Source organism: Pseudonocardia petroleophila (genome assembly GCF_014235185.1).
GTDB classification, from domain to species: domain Bacteria; phylum Actinomycetota; class Actinomycetes; order Mycobacteriales; family Pseudonocardiaceae; genus Pseudonocardia; species Pseudonocardia petroleophila.
The window spans coordinates 623780-644038 of sequence record NZ_CP060131.1 but is presented as its reverse complement, the minus strand read 5'-3'; the positions used below and the strand labels follow the sequence as shown (position 1 = coordinate 644038).

General features: G+C 74.9%; 19 protein-coding genes. 15 read left to right on the top strand and 4 right to left on the bottom strand.

Going from position 1 to position 20259, the window contains the following annotated elements; all coding sequences use genetic code 11:
• Window positions 1-2 precede the first annotated feature (2 nt).
• The 8 genes from H6H00_RS03150 (at window position 3) to H6H00_RS03115 (ending at window position 8069) form a co-directional block, all read left to right on the top strand.
• Window positions 3-707 (top strand): DUF4142 domain-containing protein, encoded by a 705-nt coding sequence (locus tag H6H00_RS03150; RefSeq protein WP_185719877.1) that lies wholly within the window; start codon window positions 3-5, stop codon window positions 705-707.
• 35 nt (window positions 708-742) lie between these two features.
• Window positions 743-1339 (top strand): class F sortase, encoded by a 597-nt coding sequence (locus H6H00_RS03145; RefSeq protein ID WP_185719876.1) that lies wholly within the window; start codon window positions 743-745, stop codon window positions 1337-1339.
• Between the two features lie 55 nt (window positions 1340-1394).
• Window positions 1395-2684 (top strand): aldehyde dehydrogenase family protein, encoded by a 1290-nt coding sequence (locus H6H00_RS03140; protein ID WP_185719875.1) that lies wholly within the window; start codon window positions 1395-1397, stop codon window positions 2682-2684.
• Window positions 2681-3406 (top strand): type 1 glutamine amidotransferase, encoded by a 726-nt coding sequence (locus H6H00_RS03135; protein ID WP_185719874.1) that lies wholly within the window; start codon window positions 2681-2683, stop codon window positions 3404-3406. Before H6H00_RS03140 ends, H6H00_RS03135 begins: the two co-directional genes overlap by 4 nt.
• 10 nt (window positions 3407-3416) lie before the next feature.
• Entirely contained in the window at window positions 3417-4691 is a 1275-nt protein-coding gene (locus H6H00_RS03130) for a M16 family metallopeptidase (protein WP_185719873.1), read from the top strand.
• Window positions 4688-6058: a M16 family metallopeptidase gene (locus H6H00_RS03125; RefSeq protein WP_185719872.1), complete on the top strand. Its 1371-nt coding sequence runs from the start codon at window positions 4688-4690 to the stop codon at window positions 6056-6058. The genes H6H00_RS03130 and H6H00_RS03125 overlap by 4 nt, the downstream gene beginning before the upstream one ends.
• Window positions 6055-7026, top strand: coding sequence for an NAD(+) diphosphatase (nudC, locus tag H6H00_RS03120; RefSeq protein WP_221775774.1), 972 nt, complete (start codon window positions 6055-6057; stop codon window positions 7024-7026). The genes H6H00_RS03125 and nudC overlap by 4 nt, the downstream gene beginning before the upstream one ends.
• Before the next feature lie 140 nt (window positions 7027-7166).
• Complete coding sequence (locus H6H00_RS03115; RefSeq protein ID WP_185719871.1) at window positions 7167-8069, top strand: hypothetical protein; 903 nt, start codon at window positions 7167-7169, stop codon at window positions 8067-8069.
• Window positions 8070-8141: 72 nt separating this feature from the next.
• On the opposite strand, the gene H6H00_RS03110 is transcribed toward H6H00_RS03115, so the two are convergent.
• The gene (locus tag H6H00_RS03110; RefSeq protein WP_185719870.1) at window positions 8142-8381 is read right to left on the bottom strand and encodes a mycoredoxin; all 240 of its coding nucleotides are present in this window, start codon (window positions 8379-8381) and stop codon (window positions 8142-8144) included.
• 59 nt (window positions 8382-8440) lie between these two features.
• Here H6H00_RS03110 and H6H00_RS03105 point away from each other — a divergent pair, with 59 nt between their 5' ends.
• From H6H00_RS03105 to H6H00_RS03090, 4 genes are all read left to right on the top strand, one after another.
• A complete protein-coding gene (locus H6H00_RS03105) occupies window positions 8441-10474 on the top strand; it encodes an ATP-dependent DNA helicase UvrD2 (protein ID WP_185719869.1) in 2034 nt (677 codons plus the stop codon).
• Window positions 10475-10599: 125 nt separating this feature from the next.
• Window positions 10600-10779, top strand: a complete 180-nt coding sequence (locus H6H00_RS03100) for a hypothetical protein (RefSeq protein WP_185719868.1) — start codon at window positions 10600-10602, stop codon at window positions 10777-10779.
• Window positions 10780-10900: 121 nt separating this feature from the next.
• Complete coding sequence (locus H6H00_RS03095; protein WP_379540070.1) at window positions 10901-11254, top strand: WhiB family transcriptional regulator; 354 nt, start codon at window positions 10901-10903, stop codon at window positions 11252-11254.
• 95 nt (window positions 11255-11349) lie between these two features.
• Window positions 11350-11514: a hypothetical protein gene (locus tag H6H00_RS03090; RefSeq protein ID WP_185719867.1), complete on the top strand. Its 165-nt coding sequence runs from the start codon at window positions 11350-11352 to the stop codon at window positions 11512-11514.
• Window positions 11515-11602: 88 nt separating this feature from the next.
• On the opposite strand, the gene H6H00_RS03085 is transcribed toward H6H00_RS03090, so the two are convergent.
• Together H6H00_RS03085 and H6H00_RS03080 are read right to left on the bottom strand one after the other, a co-directional pair.
• Window positions 11603-12931: an ABC1 kinase family protein gene (locus H6H00_RS03085; RefSeq protein WP_255425547.1), complete on the bottom strand. Its 1329-nt coding sequence runs from the start codon at window positions 12929-12931 to the stop codon at window positions 11603-11605.
• A complete protein-coding gene (locus H6H00_RS03080; protein ID WP_185719865.1) occupies window positions 12928-13932 on the bottom strand; it encodes a hypothetical protein in 1005 nt (334 codons plus the stop codon). Before H6H00_RS03080 ends, H6H00_RS03085 begins: the two co-directional genes overlap by 4 nt.
• A gap of 119 nt (window positions 13933-14051) precedes the next feature.
• On the opposite strand from H6H00_RS03080, the gene H6H00_RS03075 reads away from it, so the two are divergent.
• Entirely contained in the window at window positions 14052-14612 is a 561-nt protein-coding gene (locus H6H00_RS03075; RefSeq protein ID WP_185719864.1) for a M48 metallopeptidase family protein, read from the top strand.
• Here H6H00_RS03075 and H6H00_RS03070 read toward each other — a convergent pair.
• Window positions 14609-16003 carry a zinc-dependent metalloprotease gene (locus tag H6H00_RS03070; protein ID WP_185719863.1) on the bottom strand — a complete coding sequence of 465 codons (1395 nt, stop codon included), beginning with the start codon at window positions 16001-16003 and terminating at the stop codon, window positions 14609-14611. The two genes, H6H00_RS03075 and H6H00_RS03070, sit on opposite strands and share 4 nt — an antisense overlap.
• 70 nt (window positions 16004-16073) lie before the next feature.
• On the opposite strand from H6H00_RS03070, the gene H6H00_RS03065 reads away from it, so the two are divergent.
• Both H6H00_RS03065 and H6H00_RS03060 read left to right on the top strand, forming a co-directional pair.
• Entirely contained in the window at window positions 16074-17093 is a 1020-nt protein-coding gene (locus H6H00_RS03065) for a YlbL family protein (protein WP_185719862.1), read from the top strand.
• A gap of 126 nt (window positions 17094-17219) precedes the next feature.
• Window positions 17220-20144 (top strand): UPF0182 family protein, encoded by a 2925-nt coding sequence (locus tag H6H00_RS03060; RefSeq protein ID WP_185722116.1) that lies wholly within the window; start codon window positions 17220-17222, stop codon window positions 20142-20144.
• Window positions 20145-20259: the final 115 nt, after the last annotated feature.

Genomic DNA, 20259 nt, shown 5'->3' with positions numbered 1-20259 from the left:
CCGTGAAGATCCGTTCGACGGCGGCGACGCTCGCCGCGTTCGCCCTCGTGACCGTCAGCGCCTGCTCGTCGCCCGCGCCCGCCGACCCGGCCGCGCCGCCGGCCGAGGGGGCACCCGCCTCCGCGCCCGCCGACGCCGACGCGGCCGGGACGGCCGCACTCGGCGGCGCCCTCACCGCCGCGACCGGGCTCGCCGCACTGGGCGGCCTGGGCCAGGACCAGGGCGCGGGCGACCGGGTCCGCGACCTCGGCGGGCAGCTCTCCTCCGACGCCGAGTCCCTGACCGCGCAGCTCCGCACGCTCGCGCAGGAGCAGGGCGTCGCGGTCACCGACGCGCTGACCCCCGAGCAGCAGGCCCAGCTCGCCGACCTCGGCGCCCGCACCGGTGAGCCCTTCGACCAGGCGTGGCTCAGTGCCGCCGGGCAGGCGCTCGCGCAGGCCCGCAGCGCGGCCGAGGCCGTCCTGGCCTCCCCGGACGCCTCGCCCGAGGCGAAGGCCGCCGCCCAGGAGGCCCTCGACCGCCTCGACGCGCTCGCCGCGAGCCTGTCCGACGCCTCCACCGCGGCCGGGGCCGACGCGCCCACCGCCGTCGACGCGGGCAACGGCGGCCAGGCCGGGCCGGACGCCCCGCTGCTCGCGATCGCCCTGCTCGGCGGCGGGGTCGCCCTGGTCGGCGGCGCCGCGTGGCGCCGCCGTCAGGTCTCCTGACGCCCGGCCCCTCCGCGCGCCGGTGGCCCCTGCGGGTGGTCACCGGCGCCGGTCTGGCGTGCCTGGTGGCCGGGGGAGCGCTGCTGCTGTCCGGGCCCGGTGCGCCCGACTTCGGGACGGTGCCGACGACCGGCTCCGGGGCCGCGGTCCCGGCCGGCGCCGGACCGTCGGCCGCGCCGGTCGTGGTCGGCGCCGTGCCCGTCGAGCTGGCCCTGCCGGGCCGCGGCGTGCTCGCCCCCGTCGTCCCGGTCGGCACCGCCCCGGGCGGCGCGCTGGTGATCCCCGACCCGCCGTCGACGGTCGGCTGGTGGGCCCCCGGCCCGCTGGTGGGCGGCGCGTCCGGCTCGGCGGTGCTGGCCGGGCACGTCGACACCGCCGCCGACGGACTCGGCGCGCTCGCGGTGCTGCGCGAGGTCGAGCCGGGGGAGGAGGTCGTCGTCCGCGGGGCGGACGGCCGCGAGCTGCGCTACGCCGTGACCGCCCGGCGCGAGTACCGCAAGGCCGACCTCCCGCTCGACCTGTTCGACGGCGCCGGCCCGCCCGGCCTGGTCCTGATCACCTGCGGCGGCGCCTTCGACCCGGCGACGGGCCACTACGAGGACAACGTCGTGGTGCACGCGACCCCGGCCTGACCGCCGTCGCAAACCCCGGCGCGGCCCCGCCCGCGACCGTGGCAACCTGTTGCGCGTGAGCACCAGCGTCGACACGTCCGCAGAGACCCCCGAGGCCGAGTCCCCCGAGCACGGGGCCGTCCGCGCGGCCGCCGTCCGCGCCGCGGCCGCCGCACCGGGGGTCCGGGCCGCGGGCGGGGCCGCCGTCGACGCCGCGCTGCGCACCGCCGCGACGCTGCTGCGGGAGCGGTCCGCGCAGCTGCTGGAGGCCAACCACACCGACGTCACCGCGGCCGAGCAGAACGGCATGGCGCCGGGCCTGCTCGACCGCCTGCGCCTGACGCCCGAGCGGATCGCCGAGATGGCCACCCAGCTCGAGGTCCTCGCCGACACCCCCGAGCCCCCGCTGCAGCGCGAGGTCCGCACGCTGCCCACCGGGGAGCGGGTGTTCGAGCGGCGCGTGCCCGTCGGCGTCATCGGGGCGGTGTTCGAGGCACGCCCCAACGTGACCGTCGACGTCGCCTCGCAGGTGCTCAAGGCCCGCAGCGCCGCCGTCCTGCGCACCGGGGCGGCCGCGCTGGGGTCGGCGACGGCCCTGGTCGAGCTGGTCCTCGCCCCGGCGCTGGAGCGGCACGGGGTGCCCGCCGCCGCCGTGCAGCTCGTGCCGCTGCCCGGGCACGCGGGCGCCGACGCGCTCGTCGGGCTGCCCGGCCTCGTGCCGCTGGTCGTGGTGCGGGGCAGCGGCGAGGTCACCCGCCGCCTGTCGGCTCTCGGGGCGGCCGCGGGCACCCGGATCCTGGCCCACGCCGACGGCGGCGGGGTGCTCTACCTGCACGGCTCCGCCGACGAGGACGACGTGGAGCGCCTGGTCACCGAGTCGACCGACCGCCTCGGCGTGTGCAACCGCCTCAACCTGCTGCTCATCGACGCCGACGCCTACGACCGCCTCTGGCCGGTCGCGGAGGAGGCGCTCGCCGACCGCGACATCACCCCGAGCCTGGCCCCGCACGACCACCCGCTCGGCCACGAGTGGGCGCTCGACTCCGGTGCCGAGGCGCACGTGACGGTGGCGACCGTCGACGGCCCGGTCGACGCCGCGCTCACCGCCGCCCGCGAGACGTCCGGTCTCGCCGCGTGCGTCTGCGCCACCGACGCCGACGCGGCCACGGAGTTCATCGACGCCTACACCGGCACCGGCGTCTTCTGGAACACCACCACCCGCCTGCTCGACGGCTACAAGCTCCTCGGCCTGCCCGAGACCGGCATCAACGTCGACCACACCCCCGGGCCCCGCGGCCCGGTCACCTACGTCGACCTGAGCCTGCGCCAGTTCGTGGTGCTCCCGGCCGTCGCGCCCGAGGGATGAGCCGCGCGTTCGTCCTCGTCCACACCACGGCGCCCGGCGACGGGGTGCGGAACGCGGGCACGATCGTCCCCGCGCTGGCCGAGCAGGGCTTCGCGGTGACGATCGGCTCGCTCGTCGGCGACGGCGCGTCCGTGCCCGCGCCGGAGGGGCTCGACCTGCTCGTCGTCATGGGGTCGGCGGAGTCCGTCGCCGACGACGCGCTGCCGTGGCTGGCCCGCGAGCTCTCCTACCTGCACCGGGTCCTCGACGCCGGGGTCCCGGTGCTGGGGATCTGCTTCGGCGGGCAGCTGCTGGCCCGGGCGCTGGGCGGCACCGTCGGCCGGGCGGTGCGGTCGGAGCGCGGGTTCGTCGCTCTGGGCTCGGCCGACCCCGACCTCCTGCCGCCGGGCACCTGGATCGAGTTCCACGACGACGCCTTCACCCTGCCGCCCGGCGCCGTGGAGATCGCCCGCAACGAGGTGTGCGTGCAGGCCTTCACCCACGGCGCGCACCTGGGGGTGCAGTTCCACCCGGAGATCACCCCGGACGTCCTGGCCCAGTGGATCGAGTCGTGGGGCGAGCGGGGACGCGCCGCCGTCGAGGCCGAGTTCGACCTCGACGGGCTCGTCGCGGAGCTCGACGGGCGGGCGGCGGCGAGCGCGGCCGCGTGCCGGGACCTCGTCGCGCGCTTCTGCGCCCGGCTCCCGCACGCGCGCCGAGCCGTCGGCCGGACGGCGGACTAGATTCGGCGGCGTGCTGCACAGAACCACGCTCGCCAACGGGCTCCGGGTCCTGCTGGTCCCCGATCCCGCCACTCCCGTCGTCGGCGTCGCGGTGCACGTCGACGTCGGGTTCCGGTCCGAGCCCGAGGGGCGGACGGGGTTCGCGCACCTGTTCGAGCACCTGATGTTCCAGGGCAGCGAGAGCCTGGAGAAGCTGGCGCACTTCCGGCACGTCCAGGGCTCCGGCGGGGTGTTCAACGGCTCGACGCACCAGGACTACACCGACTACTTCGAGGTGCTGCCCGCCGCGGCGCTGGAGCGGGCGCTGTTCCTGGAGGCCGACCGCCTGCGCGCGCCCACGCTGTCGCAGGAGAACCTGGCCAACCAGATCGACGTGGTGAAGGAGGAGATCCGCCTCAACGTGCTCAACCGGCCCTACGGCGGGTTCCCCTGGATCCTGCTGCCGCCGGTCCTCTACGACACGTTCCCCAACGCGCACAACGGCTACGGCGACTTCTCCGAGCTGGAGCAGGCCTCCCTCGACGACGCCGCGGCCTTCTTCGACACCTACTACGCGCCGGGCAACGCGCAGGTCACCGTGGCCGGGTTCATCGACGTCGACGAGACGCTCGCGCTCGTCGAGAAGCACTTCGGCGACATCCCGGCCCGGCCGACGCCGGTCCGGCCGTCGTTCGCCGAACCCGCGCCGGGGGCCGAGCGCCGCCAGGCCGTCCCCGACGCGCACGCCCCGCTGCCCGCGCTCGCGATGGGGTTCCGGCTGCCCGACCCGGCCGCCGACCTCGACGGCTACCTCGCCCACATGCTGCTCGCGTCCGTGCTCGGCGACGGCGAGGCCGCCCGCCTGCAGCGCAGGCTCGTGCACGCCGACGGGCTCGTCACCGACATCTCCGCCGCCGCGGGGCTGATGGGCTCGCTCGACGCCCGCGACCCCGACACGTTCACGATCACCGCCGTGCACCCGGCCGCCGTCGACCCGGACCGCGTCATCGGAGCCGTCGACGAGGAGCTGGAGAAGCTGGCCGCCCAGGGCCCCAGCGCCGACGAGCTGGCCCGCCAGGTCGCCCGCTGGTCGGCCGGGGCGCACCAGGAGAACGACCGCGTCATGTACCGCATGCTCGGCCTGGGGGCGCGCGAGCTGCTCTACGGCCGCGCCGAGATCACCGACGAGCTGCCCGGCCGCCTCGCCGCCGTCACCCCCGCCGCCGTGAGCGCCGCCGCGGCGACGCTGCGCGGCGCGGGCCGCGGTGTGCTGCTGGTGGAGCCGGCCAAGGGAGAAGACGCATGACGACGGCCACCCACCGCTCCGCCGAGCAGATCGGGCGCACCCCCACGGGGCCGCGCCCGCTGCCGGACCTCGGCGTCACCCGCGAGGTGCCGCTGCCCGACGTCACCGACACCACCCTGTCCACCGGGCTGCGGGTGCTCGTGGCGCGCCGCGCCAGCGTCCCGATGGTCGAGCTGCGCCTGCGCGTCCCGTTCGCCGACCCCGACCCCGGCCACGGGCACCCGGCCATCGCCGAGCTGCTGTCGGAGACGCTGCTCACCGGCACCGCCACCCGCGACCGCGTCGCCGTCGACGACGACCTCGCCGCCGTCGGGGCCGAGCTCGGCGCGAGCGTCGACCCGGAGCGGTTGCTCGTCCACGGCTCCGGTCTGGCCGACGGCCTGCCGGTCGTCCTCGACGTCCTCGCCGACCTCCTGACCGGCGCCACCCACCCCGACCACGAGGTCGCCCGCGAGCGCGAGCGGCTCGTCGAGCGCATCGCGGTGGCCCGCGCGCAGCCGCGCACGATCGCCCGCGAGGCGCTGCAGCGCGTCCGCTTCGGCGACCACCCGATCACCGCGGAGATGCCGACGGCCGAGGCCGTCACCGCGGTCACGGCGGCGCAGGTCCGGGCCACGCACGCCGCGTCGCTGGTGCCGCGCGGCTCCACGCTCACCCTCGTCGGCGACGTCGACCCGGCCGCCGCGACCGCCGCCGTCGAGCGGGCGCTGGGGTCCTGGACCTCGGAGCGCACCGCGCTGGAACTGGCCGCCCCGCCCTACCCGACGGCGGGCGACCTGGTGCTGGTGCACCGGCCCGGGTCCGTCCAGTCGCAGCTGCGCCTGTCCGGTCCCGCCGTGCCCCGCGAGGACCCGGCCTACGCCGCGTTGCAGCTCGCCAACCTCGTGTTCGGCGGCTACTTCTCCTCGCGCTGGATGGAGAACATCCGCGAGGACAAGGGCTACACCTACGGCGCGCACTCCGGGGCCGAGTTCATCCCCGGGGGCGCGGTGCTGGGCGTCGACACCGACGTGGCCAGCGACGTCACCGCCGCGGCCCTGCTGGAGACCCGCTACGAGCTGGGGCGCCTGTCCGCGGTGCCGCCCACGGCCGCCGAGATCGACGCGGCCCGCAGCTACGCCGTCGGATCCCTGCTGATCTCGCTCGACAACCAGGGCGGGCTGGCGTCCACGATCGCCGGGCTCGCCGCCGTCGGGCTCGACCTCGACTGGCTGCGCGCCCATCCCGCGCGGCTGCACGCCGTCACCCCCGACGAGGTGGCGGAGGCGGCGCTGCGGTTCTTCGCGCCGTCCGGGTTCTCGGGCGTGGTCGTCGGCGACGCCGACGTCATCGGCCGGGGCGTGCGGGCGCTGGGCGGGATCGCGTGAGCTTCGACCTGCTCGCCGAGCCCGTCCTGTCCCGCTCCGCCGTCGACCGCGACGAGCCGCTGCGCACCGACACCGCCCGCCAGGTGGCGGGGTGGCCGACGGCTCAGCTCGTCGTCGTCGACGCCGACGGGCGCACCCCGGTCGTCTGGGACACCGAGCCGGACGCGGGCTTCCGCGTCGGCGACGCCGGGAGCTGGGACGTCGGCGGCGGCGCCCGCCTGAAGACCCGCGCCACCACCGGCGACGCACCGCCCCCCGAGGCGGTGCTGCTCGGCGAGCGCGACGGCGTCGCGTACTGGGGGGTGCGCGGCCGGCCCGACCTGGTGGCGGGCGACGACCCGAGCGAGTGGGCCGACCTGCGGATGACCGGCGCCGTCCTCGACGCGCTCGGCGCCGGCCTGTTCACCACCGCCGTCGCCGCGCTGAACTGGCACGACGCCGCGGGCTTCTGCTCGCGCGACGGCTCCCCGATGCACCCGGCGAACGCGGGCTGGCACCGGCACTGCGAGGCGGCCGGGCACGAGGAGTACCCGCGCACCGACCCCGCGGTCATCTGCCTGGTGCACGACGGGGCCGACCAGGTGCTGCTCGCCCGCCAGCCCATCTGGCCCGAGGGGCGCTACTCGGTGCTCGCCGGGTTCGTCGAGGCGGGGGAGTCGCTGGAGGCGTGCGTGGAGCGGGAGATCCACGAGGAGGTCGGCGCCACCGTCACCGACATCCGCTACCTCGGCAGCCAGTCCTGGCCGTTCCCGCGGAGCCTGATGGTCGGCTTCCAGGCCGTCGCCGACCCGTCGGTGCCCCTGGTCCCGGCCGACGGAGAGATCGCGGAGGCCTTCTGGGCCACCCGCGCCGACGTCCGCAAGGCGCTGGCGGCGGGGGACTGGAGCGCCCGCACCGACGCCCCCTTCCTCATGCCCGGCAAGGTGAGCATCGCCCGCAGCATGCTGGAGGCCTGGGCCGCCCTCTAGTCCACAGGGACGGACGCCGTGCACACCTGACGGTCGCCGTGCACACGCCCTGAGGTGTGCACGGCGACACCGGGGTGTGCACGGTCGGAGTTGTCCACAGGGGACTGGTCGACGATCCGCCGCCGCGTCAGGCTGGGCGGATGGATCTGCGGACGCGGGGCGGGCTGCTCGCCGAGGGGTACTCCGAGCGGGAGCTGCGCCGGTTGCTGCGCGACGGCCAGCTCGACCCGGTCCGACCGGGCGCCTACGTGTTCGGTGGTGTGCCACCCGACGCCGCCGCCCGTCACCTGCTGCAGGTGCGGGCCGCGTGCGAGCAGTTGTCCACCGACGCGGTGGTCAGCCACGCCTCCGCGGCGGTCGTGCACGGTCTGGCCCTGTGGGTGACCCCGCTCGACCGGGTGCACGTCACCAGGGACCGGCGGAGTTCCGGGGCCCGTCGCGGACGCCGGGTGCACGTGCACAGCGCCGCACTCGACACCGACGAGGTGGTACCCGTCGCAGGCATCGCGGTGACCTCGGTGGAGCGGACGCTGGTCGACCTGGGCCGGACGGTGCCGTTCGAGCAGGCGGTGGTCGCAGCCGACCAGGCACTGCACCGGCACCTGACCAGCCGCGGCGCGCTCGACCTCGCGTCGGTGCGCAGACCGCGCCTCCCGGGAATGCCTGCGGCGCGGCGGGCACTGGCGTTCGCCGACGCCGGAGCCGTGAGCCCGGGCGAATCGCGCAGCCGGGTGGCCATCGCGCAGGCCGGGCTGCCGGCCCCGGTGCTCCAGTGGGAGGTGCGGACGGTGTCCGGACGGTTCGTGGGCCGGGTCGACTTCGGCTGGCCGGAGCTGCGCACGGTCGGTGAGTTCGACGGCCGCGTCAAGTACGGCCGGGAACTGCGGCCCGGTCAGGACCCGGCGGAGGTGCTGTACGAGGAGAAGCTGCGCGAGGACGCCCTGCGGGCCGAGGACCTTGGGGTGGTCCGGTGGGGGTGGGGCGACCTCGACCGGTTCGGGCCGGTGGCGCAGCGCCTGCGCGACCGCTACCGCTCTCGGTGACGTGCCGTGCACACCACCGGGTCGCCGTGCACAGCTCGTGAGATGTGCACGGCGACCGGCCGGTGTGCAGCGTCAGGCCGCGAGCTTGTCCTGCACCTGCTTGAGGCTGGGGTTCGTGGCCGTCGTCTCGTCGGGGAAGAGGATCACGGGCACCGTCTGGTTGCCGCCGTTCACGCCCTCCACGAACCTCGCGGCGTCGGGGTCCCGCTCGATGTCGATCTCCGTGTAGGCGATGCCGGCCTGGTCGAGCTGCAGCTTGAGGCGCCGGCAGAAGCCGCACCACGTCGTCGAGTACATCGTCACCTGAGACATGTCCGGTGCAACAGTGCGGTGGGCGCGGCTCTTCCCGGCGCGGGTGTCAGGATGGTCGCGTGCGTGATTCGGGTCTGGACGACGAGCAGCGGGCCGCGGTCACCGCCCCCCGGGGCCCCGTGTGCGTCCTCGCGGGAGCAGGCACCGGCAAGACCCGCACGATCACCCGCCGCATCGCGCACCTGGTCAGCACCGGCCACGTCGCCCCGGGCCAGGTCCTCGCCGTGACGTTCACGGCGCGCGCGGCGGGGGAGATGCGCACCCGCCTGCGCGGCCTGGGCGTGTCCGGGGTGCAGGCCCGCACGTTCCACGCCGCGAGCCTGCGGCAGCTGCGCTACTTCTGGCCGCGCGTCGTCGGCGGGGACCAGTGGCAGCTGCTGGAGGGCAAGCTGCGGATCGTCGGGCAGGCTGCCGCGCGGCTGAAGGCGGGCACCGACGCGGCCTCGCTGCGCGACTTCGCCGGGGAGATCGAGTGGGCGAAGGCGTGCCTGATCACCCCGGACGACTACCCGGCCGAGGTCGCACGCCGCAGCCGCGACATCCCCGGCCCGGCCGAGCAGGTCGCCGCCGTCTACGCCGGGTACGAGGCACTGAAGAACCGCGCCGAGATGCTCGATTTCGATGACCTGCTGCTGCACACCGCCGCCGCGCTGGAGAACCACCCGGGCGTCGCCGAGGAGTTCCGCGACCGCTACCGGTGCTTCGTCGTCGACGAGTACCAGGACGTCACGGCCCTGCAGCAGCGCGTCCTCGACGCCTGGCTGGGCGAGCGCGACGACCTCACCGTCGTCGGCGACGCCAACCAGACGATCTACACCTTCGCCGGCGCCACCCCGAAGCACCTGCTGGACTTCCCGCGGCGCTTCCCGGAGGCCGTCGTCGTGCGGCTCGAGCGCGACTACCGCTCCACCCCGCAGGTCGTGTCGTGCGCCAACACGCTGATCGGCGCCGCGCGCGGCCGCGTGGCCGGCAGCCGGCTCGCGCTGGTCGGGCAGCTGCCGCCCGGCCCGGAGCCCGACTTCACCGAGTACGACGACGAGCCCGCCGAGGCCGCGGCCGTGGCCGAGCGGATCCGCCGCCTGATCGACGACGGGGAGTCGGCGGGCGAGATCGCCGTGCTGTTCCGGATCAACGCCCAGTCGCAGGCCTACGAGCAGGCGCTCACCGAGGCGGGCGTGCCGTTCCAGGTCCGCGGCGGGGAGCGGTTCTTCTCCCGGCCCGAGGTGCGCAGGGCGATGAGCGTGCTGCGGATGGCGAGCGGGCGCACCGACCCCCTCGTCGACGCGGTGCGCGAGGTCCTCGCCCCGGTCGGCCTGACGCACGAGCCGCCCGGTGGTGCGGCGCAGCGGGCCCAGTGGGAGTCGCTGCTGGCGATCGTCGAGCTGGCCGAGCAGCTCGTCGCCGACGAGCCCGACGCCGACGTCCGCCGCTTCTGCGCGGAGCTCGACGTCCGCGCCGACGCCGCGCACCCGCCCGCCGTCCAGGGCGTCACGCTGGCCTCGCTGCACGCGGCGAAGGGCCTGGAGTGGGACGTGGTGTTCCTGGTCGGCCTCGCCGACGGCACGCTGCCCATCCAGCACGCCGACGGCGACGACGCCGCGATCGAGGAGGAGCGCCGCCTGCTCTACGTCGGGGTGACGCGCGCCCGGCGCCGGCTCGCGCTGTCCTGGGCGCTGTCGCGCCAGCCCGGCGGGGCGCGCAAGCGCCGGCGCAGCCGGTTCCTCTACGGCCTCATCCCGGACTCCCACCCGGCCTCGCGGATCGCCGCGTCCTCCGGGGGCGGCGGCACGAAGCCGAAGTGCCGGGTGTGCGGGTCGCCGCTGCTCGGCGTCGACGCGCTCAAGATGCGGCGCTGCACCGACTGCCCGTCCGACGTCGACACCGAGCTGCTCGACCGCCTCCGCGGCTGGCGGGCGGAGGAGGCCAGGGAGCAGCAGGTCCCGGCCTACGTCGTGTTCACCGACGCCACGCTGACGGCGATCGCGGAGCACCGCCCGGCCGACAGCGCCGCGCTCGTGTCGATCCCCGGCATCGGGGCCCGCAAGCTCGACCGCTACGGACCGGCCGTCCTCGCCCTGGTCAGCGACGCGTGAACCCGTCCGCGAGAAAGTTCCCGTAAATAGGTTGCCCACCCCGGCGGGGTATCCCTAACGTATCTCCCCGACGGACTGCACCAGCCCGTTGCTCACCACGACCATCCGCAGAGGAGGTGCCCACGATGATCACGATGACGGTCTCCCTCGTCCCGGTTCACGGCACCCGTCTGTGGACCGAGCCCGCCTTCGTGCCGGGCGGCCACGCGCGCGTCGTGAAGCCGCGCCCGTCCGTCGTCACGCTCGCGGGAATCGATGTCGACAACAGCACAGGTATGTCCGCGGTGAGGTGTCGTCTCAGGTAGACGCCGACACGCACCGGCAGCAGTCGAGGCCGCGGACCCGTACAGGGTTCGCGGCCTTCGTGTTTTTCCGGTAGCAGCACGAGTACCAGGAGGTAGTGCGGTGCTAGTCCGATCAGTTCCGTTGGACGGCGGAGCGATCAGTCCCGACCAGCTGGGCGGCGACCCCGTCTCCCCGCTGGGGTCCCTGCTCGACGCGGCACCCCGCGCCGGGCTGGACCTGCCCTGTCGCTCCGGCGACGCCGACCTGTGGTTCGCCGAGGCTCCCGCGGAGCTGGAGCGGGCCAAGGGTCTGTGCGGGGCGTGCCCGATCCGGGCCGAGTGCCTGGCCGGCGCGCTGGCGCGCGAGGAGCCGTGGGGGGTGTGGGGCGGCGAGATCTTCGAGCGCGGCGCCGTCATCCCGCGCAAGCGGCCCCGGGGGCGACCCAGCAAGGCCGACCTGGCCCGCGACCGCGCGTACGCCGCGGCCACGGCCTGACCAGCGACAACCACCAGACAGGAGCAGTTCCGATGACCTACTTCAACGCTTCCCCCGCAGGCCCCAGCGCGATCCGCGACCGTGAAGGACCCGGCATGTTGCTCATGGACGAAGCACTGGCCCGATCCCGACAGCACGAGGCCCAACAGGCCGCACGTGACCACGCCCTCGTCCGCCAGCTCACCGCCGGACGGCGGTGGTCGTGGCTCGCGGCCTTCGCCGCCCGCCGGGCCGAGCGCGCGCGGCTCGCGGTGCGGTAGCCCCACCCGCCTGCGGCGCCCTCTGCGCGGTGCCGCCCCGATGCCGACGGCGCCCCGGTCCTCCCGCGACCGGGGCGCCGTCGGCGCGTCAGGACGGCGGCGGGGAGTCCTCGAAGATCCACGGGTTCCAGTGCCGGACGATCCCCCGGAGCGGGACGTCGGCGTCGAGCTGGCAGAGCACCCCGATCGTCCCCATCGTGACGCGGTGCACGAGCAGGTACTGCGCCGGCAGGTTGAGCTCGCGCGCGGTGTTGAACTGCGGGCTGCGCAGGTCGCCGACGCGCTCGGCCTGCTTCTGCAGCCAGGCGCGGTCGAAGCGGAACGACTCGGTGTGCATCGGCTCGGTGAACGGCGCGAGGTAGGCCATGGCCTCGTCGGCCGTCATCGGCGACCCCTGCCGGACGAAGCCCTCGCGGCGCAGGTGCGCGAGCAGGTCGACGGGCCGCTCCGCCAGCGCGAGCCGCAGCATCTCCGACAGCGGCCGCGGCATCCCGTCGGGCAGCCGGGCGACGGCGCCGAAGTCGATGACCATGAGGCGGCCGTCGTCGAGCAGCAGGAAGTTGCCCGGGTGCGGGTCGGCGTGCAGCAGCCCCACCCGGCCGGGGGAGGCGTAGAGGAACTCCGAGAGCTGCACCGCGGCGTGGTCGCGCTCCTCCTGGGTGCCGCGGGCGATCACGTCGGACAGCTTCCGCCCGGTGACCCACTCGCTGACCATCGCCTTGGGCGCCGACGCCACGACCCGGGGCACCTTGACCTGCGGGTCGCCCTCGTACGCCGCGGCGAACGCGCGCTGGTTGTCGGCCTCGTCGCGGTAGTCGAGCTCCTCGGCCATCCGGTCCTGCAGCTCGGTGATCAGCGGCTTGATCTCCAGGCCGGGCATGAACGGCTGCATGACCCGGCTCATCCGCGAGAGCTGGCGCAGGTCGGACAGCAGCGCCTGCTCCGCGCCCGGGTACTGCACCTTGACGGCCACCTCGCGGCCGTCGCGCCACACCGCGCGGTGCACCTGGCCGATGCTGGCGGCGGCGGCCGGGGTGTCGTCGAACTCGGTGAACCGGCTGCGCCAGTTGCGCCCGAACTGCTCGGCGAGCATCCGGTCGACGTCGCGCGGCGGCATCGGCGGGGCCGCCGACTGCAGCTTGACCAGCGACTCCCGGAACGGGGCCGCGTACTCCTCCGGCACCGCCGCCTCGAACACCGACAGGGCCTGGCCGAACTTCATCGCGCCGCCCTTGAGCTCGCCGAGCACGGCGAACAGCTGCTCGGCGCTCTTCTGCATCATCTGGGCGGAGATCTCGTCGCTGTCGCCCCCCGCGAGTCGACGCCCCCAGCCCGCCGCGACCCGTCCGGCCGCCCCGAGCGGGAGGCTGGCGAGCTTCGCGGTGCGGGCGGCCGTGCGCCGTGGGATGTCCGTCACGACCCCAGTGTCCCCCGAGGGCCGCCCCCACCGCATGTCGCCGGAGGGTGTCGCGGCCCACCGCACCCGCACCCCGGGTGCCGGGACCAGCGACGGGTGACGGCCGCCGCGGCCAGGACGTCGAACTCGATCGTGGCGTCGAGCGTGGGCGGCGCGGCGGTGTCGTCCAGCGCCGCGAGCGCCTGCGCCGTGCCCAGCGCCGCGGTCGCGGCGACGCAGCTGGGGTCGGCGGCGCCCGTGCTGCCGACGAGCTGGGCCGCGACGCGCGGCCAGCCCGGGTCGCGGTCGGTCCGGTGCAGGTCCAGGCAGCGCAGGCAGGCGGTGCGGCCGGGCAGCACCAGCGGACCGACGACGCCGACGCCGTCGCGCAGCCGGACCGGCAGGTGCGCGACCCCGTCCCCGACCAGCCGCTCCACCAGCCGCGGTGGCGGTGCCTGCGCGTCGGCGAGCACGACGAGGTCGGCGGCGGACCGCTGCGGCGGCGCCGAGACGACGGTGCCCGGCACCGCCCGCGCGGCGGCCCGCGCGACCGCCCGGTCCCGGCGGGCCCCGCGGTCGGCGTCGACGAGACCGGTGCCGAGGTCGGCTCCGGTGACCGTGCCGTCGGTGGCGAGGTGCACGGTGCCCACGCCCGCCCGGACCAGCCCCACGACCACACCCGCGGCGAGCGGCCCGGCCCCGACGACCAGCACGACGTGGTGGGTCCGCCGCCCGGCCACCCGGCGCGCGGCCGCGGCGTCGACGACGCACCCGGCGGCGAGCAGGGTGCGGAGCAGGTCGACGGCGGCCGCCCGGTCGGCTCCCCGGTGCACGGCCCGGTCGAGCAGCGGGCCGGGCTCGACGGGGGAGCCGAGCTCGTCGAGCATCAGGGCCAGCGGCGGGTCGAGGTCGTCGACGAGTACCCCGCCGTCCGGGCACAGGCCGATCCGCCGCGCGCGCGGCCCGACGGGGAGCAGCGACCGGTGCGGGGCGAGGGAGAGCAGCGACGGCAGCGGGTGCACGACCCGAGGATGCGCCGGGTCCGGGCCGCTGTTCGCCGACCATCCACAGTCGACCGCGCGGGCCTGTGGACAACCCACGTCGTCGTCCCGTCGTGACGTGCGGGGACTAAACTCGGCCCATGGCGTTGCCCGCGGTCGTCGAGGTCCGGCGCAGCCATCGCCGCAAGCGCATGGTCAGTGCGCGGCGCGAGGGCGACACCGTGATCGTGTTCATCCCCGGGTGGATGAGCGAGAGCGAGGAACGCCGCTGGGTCGACGAGATGGTGTCGCGGCTCGAGCGCAGCGAGGCCCGCCGCCGGTCCCCGGCTCGCGCGGGCGACGACGCGCTGCGCCGCCGCTGCCTCGACCTCAACCGCCGCCACCTCGACGGGCTCGCCGTGCCGGAGACCGTCCGCTGGGTGCCCACGATGCGCACCCGCTGGGCGTCGTGCACCCCCGCGGACCGGACGATCCGGATCAGCGAGCGGCTGCGCGACGCGCCGAGCTGGGTGGTCGACTACGTGCTCGTCCACGAGCTGGCGCACCTGCTCGAACCCGGCCACGACGAGAAGTTCTGGGCCTGGGTGCGGCGCTACCCGCGCACCGAGCGCGCGATGGGCTACCTCGAGGGGCTCTCCGCCGCCGCCGGGCTGGGCCTGGTCGGCACCGACGGCGACGAGCCGGAGCCCGCTCCCGACTAGGAGTCCTTCCCGTCCTCGGGGTCCGGCGCGGCCTCGGTGTCGGCCAGCTTCTCCAGCTCCGCGATCGGGTCGCCCACCTCGTCCCTGGCGACGAACGCCGCGGGGTCGTCGAGGTCGTCGGCCGACGGGATGAGGTCGGGGTGGGCCCACAGCGCGTCGCGGCCCTCGGCCCCCCGCTGCTCGCCGAGCAGCCGCCACAGCTCCGCGGCGGCGCGCAGCCGCCGGGGTCGCAGCTCCAGCCCGACGACCGTGGCGAACGTCTGCTCCGCCGGCCCGCCGGACGCGCGTCGGCGGCGCAGCGTCTCGCGCAGCGCCTCCGCGCCGGGCAGGCGCTCGCCGACCGCGTCGGCCACGACCGCGTCGACCCAGCCCTCGATCAGCGCGAGCAGCGTCTCCAGGCGGGCGAGCGCGGCCTTCTGCTCGGGGGTGGTCTCGGGCTCGAACATCCCGGAGCCCATGGCCTCCTGGATCGCCGCCGGGTTGGACGGGTCGATGCCGCGGGCCAGCTCCTCGATCTTGGAGGTGTCGATCGTGATGCCCTGCGCGTACTCCTCGACGGTGCGCAGCAGCCGCTCCTTGAGCCAGCCGACGTGCGCGAACAGCCGCTGGTGGGCGGCCTCGCGCGCGGCCAGGAACAGCAGCACCTCGCTGGCGGGGCGGTCCAGGTCCTTCGTGAACTTCTCGACGTTCTCCGGCAGCAGCGCGGCCACGCGGTCGGGGCCGACGGGGATGCCGATGTCGGTGGAGGTCAGCACCTCGGCGGCGAGGGTGGCGAGGCCCTGCCCGAGCTGGGTGCCGAACGCGAGCCCGCCCATCTGGCCGAGCATCGCCATCATGGGGCCGGCCGCGGCGCGCGCCTCCTCGGGCAGCGCGTCGGTCCAGGCGCTGCCCATCCGGCGCGCGACCGGGTCGACCAGGCGCTTCCAGGTGGGCATGCTCGCGGTGACCCACTCGCTCGCCGACCAGGCCTTCGTCTCCGTGGCGCCGGCCGGGAACCCCGTGGCGGCGTCGAGCCACAGCTCGGCCAGCTTCACGGCGTCGGTCACCGCGGAGCGCTGGGCCCCGGTGAGCGAGGAGGTGGTGGCGGCGAGCTGCTGGGTGGCCATCTGGGCGGCGAGGTCGTAGTTGACGGGGCCGTCGCCGCTGTTCTGCGCCTGGCTGAGCATCTGCCCGAGCTGGGTGAGCATCTGGCCGAGCTGGCTGACGTCGAACCCGCCCGGACCGCCCATCCCCGGCAGGCCACCCAGTCCGGGGAGCCCGCCCGGGGGCATCCCGGGGAGGTTGCCGAAGCCGAAGGGATCGAGCGGACCGTCACCGCGTGCGGGGTCGCGCTCCTTGTCCGAGTCGTCGCGGTCGGAGGGTCCGAACCCGAACGGCGGCTTGTCAGTCATGGCCCCCACGGTACGCGCTCGGGCACCACCGTAGATGGCCCTCACCTGGCGCGGCATAAGGTGCGCGATCGTGAGTCGTCGCATGCTGACCGTCGTGGCCGCCACCCTGCTGGCGCTGTCCCTCGGCGTGATCGGCGCGACGCTGCCGGTGCCGTTCGTCGCGCTGGGCCCCGGCCCGACCTACGACACGCTCGGCGACTACGAGGGCGCCCCGATCATCGACGTCGCCGACCTGCCGACGTACCCGACGTCCGGGCACCTCAACATGACGACGGTGTCGGTGACCGACAAGCTCTCCCTGTTCACGGCGCTGGCCTTCTGGCTGTCCCCGGAGCGGCGGCTGGTGCCCCGCGAGCCGATCTTCCCGTCGGACCGGACGACGCAGGAGGTCCAGGACGAGAACGCGGCCCAGTTCACGTCGTCGGAGCTCAACGCGGTGTCCGCCGCGCTCCACGAGCTCGGGACGCCCGCGTCCGTGGTCGTCGTCGGCGTCGTCCCCGACTCGCCGGCCGACGGCCTGCTGGAGCTGCAGGACCAGATCGTCAGCGTCGACGGCGTGCCGGTGACCACGGCCGAGGCGGTCACCGAGCAGCTCGGCGGGTCGCTGCCGGGCCAGACCGCGTCGCTGGTGATCCGGCGGGCGGGCGAGGAGCTGACGGTGCCGGTCGTCCTCGGGACCCGGCCGGACCGGCCGCAGGGGTTCCTGGGCATCACACCGGGGCTCGGCCCGCTGCCCGACACCGACGTCACGATCAGCCTGGGCGGGATCGGCGGCCCGTCGGCCGGGCTGATGTTCGCCCTCGGCGTGGTCGACAAGCTGACGCCCGGCGAGCTCACCGGCGGGACGTTCGTCGCGGGGACGGGGTCGATCGGTCCGTCCGGGGCGGTGTCGGCGATCGACGGCGTGCCGTTCAAGATGATCGCCGCCCGCGAGGTCGGGGCCACGGTGTTCCTGGTGCCCGCGGCGAACTGCGAGGAGGCGGTCGCGACCGCCCCCGACGGGCTCACCCTCGTCCGCGTCGACACCCTCGACGACGCCGTCGGCAGCCTGGACGCGCTGCGCGACGGCGCGCCGACTCCCGCCTGCTGACGTCTCGACCGGGCACCGAATCGGACACGCCCCACGGGAACCCCACACGGTCCTCGTAGAGTTGGGTGGACAGGGCCTATTCGCGGGTCCGCACATTGTCAAGACCCTGGAGCGTGTCTCGTGGCCATGCGGCCCCCGGTGGGAGCCCCGACGCTCACCCGTCGCACCCGGATCCTGCTCGCCGTCGCGGGCGTGCTGGTCCTGCTGTTGCTCGGTGGATCGCGGCTGATCAACTTCTACATCGACTGGCTGTGGTTCGGCGAGGTCGGGTTCCGGGGCGTGTTCACCACGATCCTGTTCACCCGCATCGTGCAGTTCCTCGCGGGCGGGCTGCTGATCGGCGGCCTGGTGGCGCTGGCCCTGTGGATCGCCTACCGGTCCCGGCCGGTGTTCGTGCCGCTGTCGGGGCCCGAGGACCCGATCGCCCGGTACCGCACCGTGATCATCCAGCGGCTGCGGCTGTTCGCCATCGGCATCCCCGTCGCGATCGGCCTCATCGCCGGCCTCGCGGCGCAGGGCGACTGGCAGATCGTGCAGCAATTCCTCAACTCCACGCCGTTCGGGATCGCCGACCCCGAGTTCGGCCTGGACGTCAGCTTCTACGCGTTCCAGCTCCCCTTCTACCGGCTGCTGCTGAACTGGCTGTTCGTCGGCGTGGCGATCAGCTTCGTGGTCGCGCTCGTCACCCACTACATCTTCGGCGGCATCCGGCTCACCGGCCGCGGCGGCCAGGTCTCCGGTGCCGCGCGCGCCCAGCTCGCCGTGCTCGCGGGCGTGTTCGTGCTGCTCAAGGCCGTCGCCTACTGGCTCGACCGCTACGAGCTGCTGTTCTCCGACCGCAACCCGCTGTTCAACGGCGCCACCTACACCGACCTCAACGCGGTGATGCCGGCCAAGCTGATCCTGCTGTTCATCTCGCTGATCTGCGCGGCCGCGTTCTTCGTCGCGGTGTTCCGCAACAACCTGCAGCTCCCCGCGATCGCCACCGTGCTGCTGGTGCTCTCCAGCGTGCTCGTCGGGGCCGCGTGGCCCGCGATCCTGCAGCAGTTCGTCGTCGCCCCCAACGCCCAGGCGCGGGAGGCGGTGTCGATCGAGCGCAACATCGCCGCCACCCGCGACGCCTACGGGCTCACCGACGCCACGGTCACCGAGGTGCCCTACAGCGGGGAGTCCGAGGCCACCCCGGCCGAGGTGCGCGCGGAGACGGCCACGATCCCGAACATCCGGATCCTGGACCCGGCGCAGCTCACCGACACGTTCACGCAGCTCCAGCAGCGCCGGACGTTCTACGGCTTCCCGTCCACCCTCGACATCGACCGCTACCGCGGCACCGACGGCACGATGCAGGACTACATCGTCGGCCTCCGCGAGCTCAACACCGCGGGCCTCGCGGGCAACCAGACGGACTGGATCAACCAGCAGCTCGTCTACACCCACGGCAACGGCATCGTGGTGGCCCCGGCCAACCAGGTGAACGCCGCGCTCGACGACGCCGGCGGCGAGGGCGGCCTGCCCCGCTTCACCAGCATCGACACCAACAACTCGATGAGCGAGGCCCTGCCGCCCAGCCTGCGGGTCGAGCAGCCCCGCACCTACTACGGCGAGCTGATCCGCGGCTACTCGATCGTCGGAGCCCCCGAGGGCGCCCCGCCGGTGGAGTACGACTCCGACACCCAGCAGTTCACCTACGACGGCAAGGGCGGCGTCCCGCTCGACAACATCGTCAACCGGCTCGCCTTCGCCGCCTACTACGGCGAGCGCAACATCCTCTTCAACAACTCGATCAACGAGAACTCGAAGATCATGTACGTGCGCGACCCGGCCGACCGCGTCGAGCTGGTCGCGCCGTGGCTGACGGTCGACGGCGACCCGTACCCCTCCGTCGTCGACGGGCGGATCACCTGGATCGTCGACGGCTACACCAGCCTCGACAACTACCCCTACGCCGAGCGCACCCAGCTCGGCGAGGCCACCGCCGACACGCTCGCCGGCGGGCCGGGGGTGCGTCCGGAGCTCAACCGCGAGGTCAGCTACCTGCGCAACTCGGTGAAGGCCACCGTCGACGCCTACGACGGCACCGTCACGCTCTACGCGTTCGACGAGACCGACCCGGTCCTGCAGACGTGGATGAAGACCTTTCCCGACACGGTGCAGCCGGCCTCGGCGATCAGCCCGAGCCTGCGCGAGCACGTGCGCTACCCGGAGGACCTGTTCAAGGTCCAGCGCGACCTGCTCACCAGCTACCACGTCGACAACCCCGGCGAGTTCTTCTCGAACGTCTCGTTCTGGGAGGTGCCGTCGGACCCGACGCCGGCTGGTGGTGGCGCGGGTGGGCTCGCGCAGCCGCCGTACTACCTGCTGGCCGGTCAGCCGGGCGGGCAGGCGTCGGGTGACCCGTCGTTCCAGCTCACCAGCGCGCTGGTGTTCCAGAACCGCGACATCCTCTCGGCGTACATGTCGGCGAGCTCGGATCCGGAGACCTACGGCCAGATCACGCTGCTGCAGCTGCCTCCGGACACGCAGGAACTGGGTCCGCAGCAGGTGCAGAGCCGGTTCGTGGGCACACCGGTGGTCAGCCAGGAGCTCGGGCTGCTCGCCCGCAACGGGCAGAGCTCCGTGATCAACGGCAACCTGCTGACGCTGCCGGTGGCCGGGGGCCTGCTCTACGTCGAGCCGGTCTACATCCAGCGCGCCAACGAGGACTCCAGCTACCCACAGCTGGCCCGCGTGCTGGTGAGCTACAACGGCCGCGTCGGGTTCGCCCCCGACCTGGCGTCGGCGCTGGACCAGGTGTTCGGCGCCGGGGCCGCGGCCGACGTGCCGACGACCCCCGGTACCGCCGCCCCGGATCCGGGCACCGCGGTGCCGAACACCGGTGCCGGGGCCACTCCGGAGCTCGCGGCGGCCGCCGCGGGGATCCAGACGGCCATCGACAACCTGAAGGCGGCCCAGCAGAGCGGTGACTTCGCCGCCCAGGGCACGGCGCTGGCCGCCCTCGACGCCGCGGTGCAGCAGTTCCAGGCCGCGCAGGCGGCGCAGCCGGCGGGCTGAGACGCAGGTCTCGATCGCGGCCCGACCCCCGCGGACCACCCGGTCCGCGGGGGTCGGGCCGTTTCGGGGCTTCTGACCTGCGGAGACCGGCGGGGACCCCCCGCTGCACGGAGGT

Excerpts from the sequence above, each read along its gene's own strand:
- H6H00_RS03135 (WP_185719874.1), top strand. The coding sequence starts at position 2,681 with ATGAGCCGCGCGTTCGTCCTCGTCCACACCACGGCGCCCGGCGACGGG.
- H6H00_RS03125 (WP_185719872.1), top strand. The coding sequence starts at position 4,688 with ATGACGACGGCCACCCACCGCTCCGCCGAGCAGATCGGGCGCACCCCC.
- H6H00_RS03115 (WP_185719871.1), top strand. The coding sequence starts at position 7,167 with ATGGATCTGCGGACGCGGGGCGGGCTGCTCGCCGAGGGGTACTCCGAG.
- H6H00_RS03110 (WP_185719870.1), bottom strand. The coding sequence starts at position 8,381 with ATGTCTCAGGTGACGATGTACTCGACGACGTGGTGCGGCTTCTGCCGG.
- H6H00_RS03100 (WP_185719868.1), top strand. The coding sequence starts at position 10,600 with ATGATCACGATGACGGTCTCCCTCGTCCCGGTTCACGGCACCCGTCTG.
- H6H00_RS03090 (WP_185719867.1), top strand. The coding sequence starts at position 11,350 with ATGTTGCTCATGGACGAAGCACTGGCCCGATCCCGACAGCACGAGGCC.
- H6H00_RS03075 (WP_185719864.1), top strand. The coding sequence starts at position 14,052 with ATGGCGTTGCCCGCGGTCGTCGAGGTCCGGCGCAGCCATCGCCGCAAG.
- H6H00_RS03070 (WP_185719863.1), bottom strand. The coding sequence starts at position 16,003 with ATGACTGACAAGCCGCCGTTCGGGTTCGGACCCTCCGACCGCGACGAC.
- H6H00_RS03060 (WP_185722116.1), top strand. The coding sequence starts at position 17,220 with ATGCGGCCCCCGGTGGGAGCCCCGACGCTCACCCGTCGCACCCGGATC.